The sequence below is a fragment of the Cupriavidus sp. R6-3 genome (assembly GCF_059772245.1).
The window spans coordinates 1-10,999 of sequence record NZ_JCBAJO010000160.1; the positions used below are offsets into that span (position 1 = coordinate 1).

The 10,999-nt window shown below is 69.4% G+C and carries 12 protein-coding genes; 6 read left to right on the forward strand and 6 right to left on the reverse strand.

Going from position 1 to position 10,999, the window contains the following annotated elements; translation table 11 throughout:
• The 3 genes from AC6EI8_RS19465 to AC6EI8_RS19475 form a co-directional block, all read right to left on the reverse strand.
• Nucleotides 1–541 (reverse strand): alanine racemase (locus AC6EI8_RS19465; protein ID WP_498382648.1); only part of this gene is annotated, 541 nt, incomplete at its 3' end.
• Nucleotides 542–582: 41 nt separating this feature from the next.
• Entirely contained in the window at nt 583–1,032 is a 450-nt protein-coding gene (locus AC6EI8_RS19470; protein ID WP_498382649.1) for a Bug family tripartite tricarboxylate transporter substrate binding protein, read from the reverse strand.
• A gap of 64 nt (nt 1,033–1,096) precedes the next feature.
• Nucleotides 1,097–1,795, reverse strand: a complete 699-nt coding sequence (locus AC6EI8_RS19475; protein WP_498382650.1) for an HAD family hydrolase — start codon at nt 1,793–1,795, stop codon at nt 1,097–1,099.
• Nucleotides 1,796–1,892: 97 nt separating this feature from the next.
• Between AC6EI8_RS19475 and AC6EI8_RS19480 the strand changes: the two genes are divergently transcribed.
• Entirely contained in the window at nt 1,893–2,897 is a 1,005-nt protein-coding gene (locus AC6EI8_RS19480) for a LysR family transcriptional regulator (protein WP_498382651.1), read from the forward strand.
• Nucleotides 2,898–3,067: 170 nt separating this feature from the next.
• Here AC6EI8_RS19480 and AC6EI8_RS19485 read toward each other — a convergent pair whose 3' ends face one another.
• Nucleotides 3,068–3,316: an RNA recognition motif domain-containing protein gene (locus tag AC6EI8_RS19485; protein ID WP_149316114.1), complete on the reverse strand. Its 249-nt coding sequence runs from the start codon at nt 3,314–3,316 to the stop codon at nt 3,068–3,070.
• Nucleotides 3,317–3,476: 160 nt separating this feature from the next.
• Complete coding sequence (locus AC6EI8_RS19490) at nt 3,477–4,619, reverse strand: CaiB/BaiF CoA transferase family protein (RefSeq protein WP_498382652.1); 1,143 nt, start codon at nt 4,617–4,619, stop codon at nt 3,477–3,479.
• A gap of 157 nt (nt 4,620–4,776) precedes the next feature.
• Here AC6EI8_RS19490 and AC6EI8_RS19495 point away from each other — a divergent pair, with 157 nt between their 5' ends.
• Nucleotides 4,777–5,448 (forward strand): nitroreductase, encoded by a 672-nt coding sequence (locus AC6EI8_RS19495; RefSeq protein ID WP_226105934.1) that lies wholly within the window; start codon nt 4,777–4,779, stop codon nt 5,446–5,448.
• A 22-nt stretch (nt 5,449–5,470) separates the two neighbouring features.
• On the opposite strand, the gene AC6EI8_RS19500 is transcribed toward AC6EI8_RS19495, so the two are convergent.
• Complete coding sequence (locus AC6EI8_RS19500; protein ID WP_226105936.1) at nt 5,471–6,430, reverse strand: LysR substrate-binding domain-containing protein; 960 nt, start codon at nt 6,428–6,430, stop codon at nt 5,471–5,473.
• Between the two features lie 298 nt (nt 6,431–6,728).
• Between AC6EI8_RS19500 and AC6EI8_RS19505 the strand changes: the two genes are divergently transcribed.
• The 4 genes from AC6EI8_RS19505 to AC6EI8_RS19520 form a co-directional block, all read left to right on the forward strand.
• A complete protein-coding gene (locus AC6EI8_RS19505) occupies nt 6,729–7,775 on the forward strand; it encodes a Bug family tripartite tricarboxylate transporter substrate binding protein (protein WP_006579718.1) in 1,047 nt (348 codons plus the stop codon).
• Nucleotides 7,776–7,855: 80 nt separating this feature from the next.
• Nucleotides 7,856–9,448, forward strand: coding sequence for a gamma-glutamyltransferase family protein (locus AC6EI8_RS19510; RefSeq protein WP_498382653.1), 1,593 nt, complete (start codon nt 7,856–7,858; stop codon nt 9,446–9,448).
• Nucleotides 9,449–9,529: 81 nt separating this feature from the next.
• Nucleotides 9,530–10,459, forward strand: coding sequence for a LysR family transcriptional regulator (locus AC6EI8_RS19515; RefSeq protein ID WP_226105940.1), 930 nt, complete (start codon nt 9,530–9,532; stop codon nt 10,457–10,459).
• A 180-nt stretch (nt 10,460–10,639) separates the two neighbouring features.
• Nucleotides 10,640–10,999: hypothetical protein (locus tag AC6EI8_RS19520; protein ID WP_498382654.1), on the forward strand; the 360-nt coding region annotated here is incomplete at its 3' end.

A 10,999-nucleotide genomic window follows, 5' to 3' on the forward strand; every position in this document is an offset into this window, starting at 1 on the left:
CCGAGCGGCAGTTGTACGAATCGCCCGCATGCGTCAGCACGCCGGCGAGCCAGGCGCCCTGCCCTTCCTTCCCGTCCAGCGCCGCGCCGATCGCCAGCAGCAGCGGGTCCTCCGGCTTGACGCCGGAGCGGTGGCCATCTGTATCGATCTCGATCAGCACCGGCACGCTCAGCGCGCGCTCGCGGCAGTAGGCTGCGACCGCGGCGGCCGCCTCGACGTTGTCGAGCAGCAGTGTCATCCGCGCCCCGCGCCGCACCAGGTCTTCGACATGCGGCAGCTTCGACGGCACGATGCCGACGGCATAGAGGATGTCGGTCCAGCCGTGTTCGAGGAAACAGCCAGCCTCCTTCAGCGTCGACACGGTGATCGGGGTGCCCGGCGCGCCGATGCGCGCGGTGACATCGGCCGACTTGTTGGTCTTCACGTGCGGACGCAGCGCGACGCCAAAGGGCGCGAGCCGATCGCGCAACCGCGCGATATTGCGCTCCATCTTCGTGCGGTCGAGCACCAGCACCGGCGTTTCCAGTTCATGCAGTGTCATGGGGTTCCTTGCTTGCCTTGTCGGCATCACGAGATCGGCATTCATCGCTCAATCGAGCTGCACTGATTGAAGTCGTTGACCGGCAGGTCGCGCTTGACCAGCAGCAGCACCGGCGCGGAGCCGACCAGCCCCAGCGGCTCGAAGTCCTTGCGCGCGTCGTACAGCGGCTTGCGGTACAGGATCATGTTGGCTGCATGGGTCCCGATGGTGCCGAAGCCGATCGTGTAGCCATCGGCCGGCGCGCGTGCGAGCTTCTGCATGCCGATCGAACCGCCGGCCCCGCCGACGTTCTCGACGACGATGGAAGTGCCCAGCCGCGGCGCGATCTTCGCGGCGACCGCGCGCGCCAGCGCATCGCTGGGCCCGCCCGGGGGGAACGGCATGATCAGCGTGATCGGCTTGCTTGGCCAGTTCGGCGCCTGCGCGGCGGCCGACGCGGCGACGGCGCCGAGCGCGCTCGCCACCACTGCGGCAACAATGGCGAATTTCATGGTGTCTCCTCCAGATCGGCCCAATGGATCAGCCGGACAGATCGGTTCCGACAGATCGGCCCGATCAGCCCTGCGCCGGCGACTTGATGCGTGGCGCCGCGGCAAGCTCCAGCACCGGCAGGATGCTGGGCCCCTGCTGCAGCGGCGCCGGCGCGCCTTCCGGCAGCGCCAGTCCCACGCGGTTATGCCAGTAGGTGTCGAGCCCCACCGCCGAGGTGCCGAACAGATCGAAGCCCGAGCCCGCGACGAACAGCGTGTTGGCGGGCTCGGCCCCGAGCTCCTGAAGCGCAAGCCGATACGGCCGCGGATCGGGCTTGTAGCAGCCGGCGCGTTCCGAGGTCACCACCACGTCCATCGGCACGTTCAGGCGTTCGGCAGCCAGCCGGCCCAGGCGCTCCGAGCAGTTGGTCACCACGCCGAGCCGGTGCGTCGCGCGCAGGTGCTCCAGCACGTGCGCGGCGCCGTTCCACAGCGACAGCTCGGTCCAGCGTTCGTCGAGCGCGTCGGCCATCGTTGCCGGCAGCCCGGTCTCGACCGCGGCCTCGCGCACCAGCGTTTCGTACGGACGATAGGCGCCGCAGGCATAGGTGCGTTTCAGATAGGCGGCGCGCCACGCGCGGCCCGGTGCTTCGCCGCCCGCCACGCTGTTCCACAGCGTCCAGGAATCGAGCAGCGCGGTCAGCAGGTCGAACAGCACGACATCGTATTGGCGCGCGGGGTTGGCCTGGCGTGGTTGGCGTGGTTGGCTTGGTTCGCTTGTCATGGTGCGGCCCCGGTTGGAATCGATGCCACAGTGTAGGTTCGGCCCGCCGGCGGGTGGTTAATGGCATAGAATTTCTTAATTCACCTCCGGGTTAATAATGATGACGCTGAACATCGACGACCTGCGCTTCATCCTGGCGCTGGACCGGCTCGGCAGCCTCGCCGCGCTGGCGCGCGAGGAGAACGTGACGCCGCCGGCCGTGACCAAGCGGCTCAGCCAGCTCGAGGCGCGCCTGGGCATCCGGCTCGCGCTGCGCACCACGCGCCGGCTGCAGCTGACCCACGAGGGCCATCTGCTGGCGCAGCACGCGACCGGCGTGCTCGAGCAGATGCAGGCCATCGAGGAAGCGCTGCGGCAGCGCAGCCAGGCGGTGGCCGGCAAGCTGAAGGTGCATGGACCGTTCGGCTTCGGGCGCCGCTATCTCGGGCCGCTGCTGGCGCAGTTCCAGACCACGCATCCCAATCTCGAGGTGCAGCTGTACCTGTCGGACAACCTGATGCTGCCGCGCCAGCCGGTGCATGGGCGCGATGCCTTCGACGTGCTGGTCAGCATCGGCGCGATACCGGATTCGCGCTGGGTCGCGCACCGCATCGCACCGAACCGCCGCGTGCTGTGCGCCGCGCCCGAGTACCTCGCCAAGGCGCCGCCGCTGCAGCGTCCCGCCGATTTGACGCGGCACGCCTGCCTGGTGCTCAGGGAGAACGACGAGGACGTGACGCTATGGCGCTTTGCCGGGCGCGACGGCGGCAAGGAGGCTGGAAAGGAGCTGCGCAAAGGCAGCGGCAAGAGCGCCGGCGGCACCGATGCACGCGAACACACCGTGCGCGTGCGTCCGATCATGGAGAGCAACGACGGCGACGTCGTCCATCAATGGTGCCTGGCCGGCAAGGGCATCATGGCGCGGTCGGAGTGGGATGTGGCGGACAGCCTCGCCTCGGGGCGGCTGGTCGCGCTGCTGCCCGGCTACCGGCTGCCGGACGCCGACGTGATGGCGCTGGTGCCGCAATCGCGGGTGGCGTCGACGCGCACGCGGCTGTTCGTCGAGATGTTGCGCAAGGCGCTGGGGCCGCGGCCGCCATGGCGCAGCGAGCAACGGGGCTGATGCAGCGCCGCGCGGGGTCTGCGGTCCTCCGCAAGGCGCGTATCACTGCTCCATCGCCGGGCAGTCGCAGCTCGGTCGCTCCTCAGTCCCTGCTTAGTCCCTGCTTAGTCGCTGCTTAGTCGCTGATTAGTCGCTGATTAGTCGCTGATTAGTCGCTGATTAGTCGCTGATTAGTCGCTGCTCTGGTGCGGGACCAGATGCAGGCGCATCACGCCGCCTTCGAAATATTGCCCGTCGAACTGGCGGAGCAGGCCCAGTGCCGCGACGAGGTCCATGTCGAAGTCCACCCATGCCCAAGGCTGCTCGGGGTCGCCATCGCGCATGATTTCCACCGAGCGCACGGGCGCATAGGGCGCGAACTTGTCGCGCAAACGCTGTTCGGTGATCTCGCGGCGCAGGCCGCGAATCAGCACCTGCATGTCGGTCTCCTGGGGGCATGGCGCGGCGGCCTGCATGCCGCCTGGGCGGTGCAGGATGTTGGCCTGGCCACGAGACCACTATAGATGTTCGCGCGGGATCCGGCTTGCCGCCGGGCCGGCGAGGCGGGCCACGGCGGCGGCCCGCCGGGCCCATGCCGGGTCAGATCACGCCGTCGCCCTTCAGCGCGGCAATCTCTTCGGCTGCAAAACCCCAGTCGCGCAGCACGGCCTCGGTATCCGCACCGGGCGGCGATGCCGGCGCCGGTTTGGCCGGCGCCGTGCGCGAGAAGCGCGGCGCCGGCGCGGGATGGGTCACGCCGTCGACGTCGATGAAGGTTTCGCGGGCGCGATTGTGTGCATGCGCGGGCGCCTCGTCCCAATCCAGCACCGGCGCGAAACAGGCATCGCTGCCTTCCATCAGCGCGCACCACTGGTCGCGCGTGCGCGTGCGGAACACCTCGGCGAGCCGGTGCTTCAGCTGCGGCCAGTCGCGCCGGTCGCCCTGCGTGGCAAAGGCCGGATCCTCGATGCCGCACAGCTCGATCAGCTTGCGATAGAACTGCGGCTCGAGCGCGCCGATCGCGACATATTTGCCGTCGGCGCAGGCATAGGTGCCGTAGTACGGCGCGCCGCCGTCGAGCAGGTTCTCGCCGCGCCGGTTGCTCCAGCGGCCGGCCGCCTTGAAGCCGTACATCATGGCCGACAGCAGCGCGGCGCCGTCGGTCATCGCGGCATCGACCACCTGCCCCTTGCCGCTGCGCTGGCTCTCCAGCACCGCGCAGACCACGCCAAAGGCCAGCATCATCGCGCCGCCGCCGAAGTCGCCGATGTAGTTCAGCGGCACCACCGGCGGCTCGTCGGGCAGGCCGATCGCATGCAGCGCGCCGGTGATCGCGATGTAGTTGATGTCGTGGCCCGCCGCCTGCGACAGCGGACCGTGCTGGCCCCAGCCCGTCATGCGGCCATAGACCAGCCGCGCATTGCGCGCCAGGCAGACGTCCGGTCCCAGGCCCAGCCGCTCCATCACGCCGGGCCGGAAGCCCTCGATCAGCACGTCGGCCTGCTCGATCAGCCGCAGCACCGTCTGCGCCGCGCCCGGCTGCTTCAGGTCGATCGCCAGCGAACGCCGGCCGCGCGCGGTCACGTCGAAGCGGACGTCCTCGGGCAATACGCCGGCGCCGCGATTGGGCCGGTCGATGCGAATCACCTCGGCGCCCATATCGGCCAGCATCATCGCGCAGAACGGCCCCGGCCCGAGGCCGACCATCTCCACCACCTTCAGTCCATGCAGCGGACCCGCCATGCCTGTCTCCCGTTGTCGTGGTATCGTCGGACGCCAACTTACCATGCAACGCCACGCGCCGCGAACGCGCGCCCCGAGGGCCCTCGGCGCCCCGAACGCCCCGAGCGAGCGCCGACGGACCCGCCGGCCCCGCGCCACCCACGCACGAGAGGAGACCATGAACGTCAGCGAAGCCATTGCCACGCGCCGCTCGATCCGCGGCTTTCTCGACAAGCCCGTGCCGCCGAAGGTGATTCGCGAGATCGTCGAGAAGGCCGCGCGCGCCCCGTCCGGTGGCAATCTGCAACCCTGGCATATCCAGGTGGTCGGCGGTGCCCCGCTGGACGAACTGAAGGCCATCATGCGGCAGCGCGTGGTGGAGGAACCCAAGGGCGAGCCCGCCGAATACCACATCTATCCGCCCGAACTGGTGTCGCCCTATCGCGAGCGGCGCTTCCAGGTCGGCGAGGACCTGTACGGCCATCTCGGCATCCCGCGCGAGGACAAGGCCGCGCGCCGCCAGCAGTTCGCGCGCAACTTCCAGTTCTTCGGCGCGCCGCTGGCGCTGTTCTGCACGGTGGACCGCCGCATGGGCCCGCCGCAATGGTCGGACCTCGGCATGTATCTGCAGAACGTGATGCTGCTGCTGCGCGAAGCGGGCCTGGACAGCTGCCCGCAGGAATGCTGGGCGATGTATCCGGAAACGATGCGCCGCTTCCTCGGAACGCCGCCCGAACGCATGCTGTTCACCGGCATGGCGATCGGCTACGCCGACCCGGACGCTGCGGCCAATCGGCTGGTGGCGCAGCGGGCGCCGGTCGAGGAGTTTGCGCAGTTCATCGGCATCTGAGCCGGGGTCCGAGCGCTCGTCGTTACGCGAACTGCGCCGCCTGCCGCGCCGGCGCGTCGGCATGCTCGCCCGCCTGCTCGCCCGCCAGCATGCGCCATAGCGCGTGCAAGGTCGGATTGGCGCTTTGTGCCGAGCGGTAGGCGCAGATCTGCAGCGGCGAGCACCAGCTGTCGTCACCGGCCGGCACCAGCGTGCCCGCCGCCAGCGCCTGCGCGACGGTGCTGTGCGGCAACCAGGCCACGCCGTGCCCTTCGCTGGCCATCTTCAGCAACAGCATCGCCATATCGGCTTCGTAACAGCGAACCAGCCGGCGATGCGCCTGTTTCTGTTCGAGAATCGACTCGACCACGCGGCCGAGCGTGGTGTTGGCGGTATAGGCGAGGAACGGCGTCGGGCTCGATGCCTTGCCGCTGGCATCGGCCAGCGAAAAGACCGGCGCGCCGCGCGAGGTAGGCACCGATACCGGCATCAGCAGGTCGCTGCCCACCGTCAGACTGCGGAAGCGCTCGCTGTCCAGCGACACCGGCACGCGCGGATGGTTGTAGCCCAGCATCAGATCGCAATGTCCCTCGGACAACGCCACCACGGCGTCCAGCACGTTGGCGGCGACCACGCGCGCATGGAAGGTGCCCGCACGCTGCCGGCACTGCCTTAGCCAGTCCGGCAGGAACGTCAGCGACAAGGTGTGGCCAGCCGCGATCTCGATGCCCTTGTCCGGCATCGTGGCCTCGCGCCGCAGCGCCGCGCGCGCTTCGAGCAGCCGCTCGCACGCGTCGCGCGCCGTCGCGCAGAAGGCCGCGCCCGCCCGCGTCAACGCCAGCGGATAGGTATTGCGGTCGACCAGCTCTGCCCCGGCCCACTGCTCGAGCGAGCGAATGCGGCGCGACAGCGCCGACTGGGTGATATGGCGCAACTCCGCGCCGCGCGAAAAGCTGCGCGTGCGCTCCAGCACGAGCAGGTCCTCGATCCACTTCAACTGCATGGTCGTCTTCCGTCAGATGCGTGCCGGCCTCGTCGCGGGGCACGGCAGTGCGGCCGCTGGCGCCTTATTCCGTTTCCGCATGACGCCATGGCCGATCCGCATCCGCTGACGCACGGACCGTGCCTAGAATCGGCCATTCCCATCAGCGCAGTCCGCGGCCCGGCCGTGGACGCGGCATGACAGGCGCCCGGAGCCGCGCGACAAGCGGACCGCGCCAGATTCGCCATCCCGGCCCCTCCCCGGCAACGCCGCCATGGCGGCACGCCGTTGAGGCAGCCATCACGGAGTCGTCTACATCATGGTCATGCAATTGCTTCACCCCGCGCGCACCGCCACGGCGCATCCGCGCACCATCCTGAACACCGCCCGCCGCCAGGCGCTGCGGCTCGCCGCCGTGGCGGCAGTGGCAATGGCCGCCGCTGCCGGCGCACCCGCAGCGCTTGCCGAGTACCCGGATCGTCCGATCCAGCTGGTGCTGTCATTCCCGCCCGCCGGCGCCACCGATGTGCTGGCGCGCGCGGTCGGCCAACGCCTGTCCCAGCAGTTGCAGCAGCCAGTGGTGGTCGAGAACCGGCCGGGCGCGGGCGGCGCGATCGGCCTGGCCTATGCCGCCAAGGCGGCGCCCGATGGCTACACGCTGTACCTTGCCGCCGTCAGCAATGCGGCGATCGCCGCCGCCACCTATTCGAGCCAGCCCGCCGACCTCGCCAGGGACTTCGTGCCGATCGCCGGCATCGGCAACGTGCCGCACATCCTGGTGGTGCCCGCGACGCTGCCGGTCAGGACCGTGCCGGACCTGGTCAAGTATCTGCAAGGCGCGCCCGGCAAGTACAACTTCGCCTCGCAGGGCAACGGCACGCTGTCGCATCTGGAGTCCGAACTGTTCCGGCTGCGCACGGGCGTCGACGTGGTGCACGTGCCGTACAAGGGAAGTGCATTCGCGCTGCCCGACCTGATGGCGGGCCGCTCGGCCATGATGTTCGACAGCATCCCTTCCGCGCTGCCGCACGTCAGATCCGGCAAGCTGAGGCTGCTGGCGGTGGCCTCCGAGCGCCGCGTCGGCTCGCTGCCGGACGCGCCGACCATGGCGGAGGCAGGCATCCGCGACTTCGGGGTCAACAACCTGTTCGGCCTCGTTGCGCCAAAGGGCACACCGCCCGCCGTGGTGCAGAAGCTGGCCGCCGCCACCAAGGCCGCGCTGACGATGCCCGACCTGGTGCAATCGCTCGAAACGCAGGGCGTGCAGGTGCAATTCACGCCGAGCGACGCCTTCGCTCGGATGATCGGCGAGGAAATGCGGACCTGGAGCAAGGTCGCCCAGGCGGCGAAGGTCAGGATCGACTGACGCCCGAACGCCGCACGCCGCCGCGGGCGCTCGGGCAAATGCCCAGCGCCCGTTCCCCGATCGCTTCCATTGCACATCCGATGACTTCCTTCCTGAACTTCCCCTACCGCTCGCAGCGCGCGCCCGTGCTGGCCGACAACGTGGTGGCCACCTCGCAGCCGCTGGCTGCGGCCGCCGGGCTGCGCATGCTCGCGCGCGGCGGCAACGCCGTCGATGCCGCGCTGGCCACCGCGATCGCGCTGACCGTGGTCGAGCCCTGCATGAACGGCATCGGCGGCGACGCCTTTGCGCTGATCTGGGACGGCAACAAGCTGCATGGCCTGAACGCGTCGGGCCGCGCACCGCGGGCGTGGACGCCCGAGTCCTTTTCCCGCTACGACGCGATGCCGTTCAAGGGCTGGGACAGCGTGACGGTGCCCGGCGTGGTGTCCGGCTGGCGCACCGCCTGGGACAAGTTCGGCTCGTTGCCGTTCGAGGATCTGTTCGAGCCGGCGCTCGAATACGCGCGCAACGGCTTCGTGGTCTCGCCTACGGTCCACCGCCAATGGCAGTCCCAGATCCCGGTGCTGGAAAGCCAGCCGGGCTTTGCCGAAGCGTTCGCGCCGCGCGGCCGCGCGCCGCTGCCGGGAGAACGCTTCGTCTGCCCCGGCCAGGCCGACACGCTCGAGCGCATCGCCCGCAGCGGCGGCGAAGACTTCTATCACGGCGAACTGGCCGCGCGCATCGCCGCGCATGCGCGCGCCACCGGCGGCTGCATCGATGAAGCCGATCTCGCCGCGCATCGAACCGACTGGGTCGAGCCGATCCAGATGCGCTACCGCGATCTGACGCTGCACGAGATCGGTCCGAACGGACAGGGCATCGGTGCCTTGATGGCGCTGGGCATGCTCGACCAATGGGACGTGGCGTCTGCCGGCGTCGATTCGGCCCGGACCATGCACCTGCAGATCGAAGCGATGAAACTGGCCTTCGCGGATCTGCACGCCTATGTGGCGGATGCCGACGCGATGCGCACGGTCACCGCGCGCGACCTGCTCGATCCCGGCTATCTGAGCGAGCGCGCCCGCGCCATCGATCCCGCCAGGGCGAGCTATCCGGGCCCCGGCAAGCCGCACAGCGGCGGCACCGTCTATCTGACCGCGGCCGATCAGAGCGGCATGATGGTGTCGTTCATCCAGTCCAACTTCAAGGGCTTCGGCTCCGGCGTGGTGGTACCAGGTACCGGCATCGCGCTGCACAACCGCGGCTGGGGCTTCACGCTGCAGCCCGGACATCCGAACCAGGTCGCACCCGGCAAGCGCCCCTTCCATACGATCATTCCGGGCTTCCTGATGCGCCAGGGCGCGCCGCTGGCTGCGTTCGGCGTAATGGGCGGCTCGATGCAGGCGCAGGGCCACGTGCAGATGACGAGCCGGCTGGCGGACTTCCACCAGAACCCGCAGGTCGCCTGCGACGCGCCGCGCTGGCGGGTGATGGACGACAACGCGGGCGTCGCGGTGGAGGCGCACTGCCCGGCGGAAACGGTGCAGGCCCTGCGTGCGATGGGCCATGCGGTTCAGGTGGCGCCGGCCGACAGCCTCGAATTTGGCGGCGCACAGATGGCGATGCGGCTGCCACAGGGGTATGCCGCGGCGTCGGATCATCGCAAGGACGGTTATCCGCTGGGGTTCTAGCGCGCAGCGCGACGGGCCCGCCCGCCTTGGGTAACGGGTCGGCGTTATGATGGCGGCATTCTCAACCATCGGTTGCCGATCATGGACAAGGCCCGCGTTCTTACCCTGTTTATCGGCGTGGTGCGCGCCGGCAGCTTCCGCCGTGCGGCGGTGGAGGCCGGCGTCACGCCGCAGGCCGTCAGCAAGGCCGTGCGCACGTTGGAGTCCGACCTCGGCGTCCGCCTGCTGCACCGGACCACGCGCAAGCTGAGCCTGACGACCGAAGGCGCGCGGCTGTTCGAGCTGGCGGCGCCGGGCATGCGCCAGCTCGACGAGGCACTCGAGCAGATCCGCAGCAGCAGGAGCGAGAACGACGGCACGATCCGGCTGACCGCGCCGCCATCGCTGGGTAGCCGCGTGCTGGTGCCGCTGATGCACGGCTTTCGGGAACGGTATCCGGGCATCGTGTTCGACGTGGTGCTGACCGACCTCTTCACCGACCTGGTCGAATCCCGCATCGATGTCGGCTTTCGCGTCGGCACCAGCCCGGGCCAGAACCTGGTGGCACGGCGGCTGTGCGATGTGCCGTTGATCATCTGCGCGTCGCCCGAATACCTGGCGCGCCACGGCGAGCCGGCCACGCCCGAGGCGCTGCTGCAACACCGGTGCACCGGCTTTCGTCGCGCCTCGACCGGTCGCATGGTGCCATGGGAGCTGCAGGTGGATGGCAATCTGGTCTACCAGGAAGTGCCGACGGTCGCCAGCTTCAACGACCTGGACACCGAGGTCGAAGCGGTGCGCGCCGGCATCGGCATCGGCCAGCTGCTCGCCTACATGGTCCACGACGATCTGGTCCGTGGCCGTCTCAAGCCGATCCTGACCGACTACACCAGCAGCAACGTCGGCCTGTACATGTATTTTCCCCATCGCACGCAAATGCCGGCGCGCGTCCGCCGATTCATCGATTTCGTGGTCGAGGCGAGCCGCGGCGCTGAGCAGTCGCTATCCAGGCTGGTCGGGCTGGCCTCCTGACGTTTCGCCCCCACTGCCGACTTCTGGTTGCTTCTGAGACGGCATTGGACGCCCTAGTGCCACTGTTGCCGCCCTCCTACATTGGTCTCAACGGCGGCTGCATCGCCCCCCACACCGGGGAACGCGCCGCAGCCACCGCCCAGTGCGAACCGATTCAGACCCGTCATCAGGAGCGACATCATGATTTCCCAGTTCACCCGCATCTTCGTCCCCGCCGCCGTCTCGCTGGTGGTCGGCCTTTCGCTGCAAGGCGCGCACGCCGCGCCGATCGACAGCGCCCCGGTCGGCACCGCGGCGCGCATGCACGACGTGTTCTCGCAAGGGCTGCGCCAGGGCTCGTTCAATCCGTTCACGGAGGGCGCCCGCGGCAACGTTTCCGCCGCCATCGTGAGCGCGCGCACCCATGACGTCTTCAGCGAGGGGCTTCGCAATGGCCGCTTCGACCCCGACTCCGAAGGGGCGCGTGGCGCGGCAGACGGCGCGCTGGTCGCAGGGCTGGACCGCAGCGGCGTCTCCGCCCCGCCCGCACGGCAGTTCGAT

Bases quoted from the DNA above. Each gene is read 5' to 3' on its own strand.
- AC6EI8_RS19470 (WP_498382649.1), bottom strand. From the start codon at position 1,032: ATGAAATTCGCCATTGTTGCCGCAGTGGTGGCGAGCGCGCTCGGCGCC.
- AC6EI8_RS19475 (WP_498382650.1), bottom strand. From the start codon at position 1,795: ATGACAAGCGAACCAAGCCAACCACGCCAACCACGCCAGGCCAACCCC.
- AC6EI8_RS19480 (WP_498382651.1), top strand. From the start codon at position 1,893: ATGATGACGCTGAACATCGACGACCTGCGCTTCATCCTGGCGCTGGAC.
- AC6EI8_RS19485 (WP_149316114.1), bottom strand. From the start codon at position 3,316: ATGCAGGTGCTGATTCGCGGCCTGCGCCGCGAGATCACCGAACAGCGT.
- AC6EI8_RS19490 (WP_498382652.1), bottom strand. From the start codon at position 4,619: ATGGCGGGTCCGCTGCATGGACTGAAGGTGGTGGAGATGGTCGGCCTC.
- AC6EI8_RS19495 (WP_226105934.1), top strand. From the start codon at position 4,777: ATGAACGTCAGCGAAGCCATTGCCACGCGCCGCTCGATCCGCGGCTTT.
- AC6EI8_RS19500 (WP_226105936.1), bottom strand. From the start codon at position 6,430: ATGCAGTTGAAGTGGATCGAGGACCTGCTCGTGCTGGAGCGCACGCGC.
- AC6EI8_RS19505 (WP_006579718.1), top strand. From the start codon at position 6,729: ATGGTCATGCAATTGCTTCACCCCGCGCGCACCGCCACGGCGCATCCG.
- AC6EI8_RS19510 (WP_498382653.1), top strand. From the start codon at position 7,856: ATGACTTCCTTCCTGAACTTCCCCTACCGCTCGCAGCGCGCGCCCGTG.
- AC6EI8_RS19515 (WP_226105940.1), top strand. From the start codon at position 9,530: ATGGACAAGGCCCGCGTTCTTACCCTGTTTATCGGCGTGGTGCGCGCC.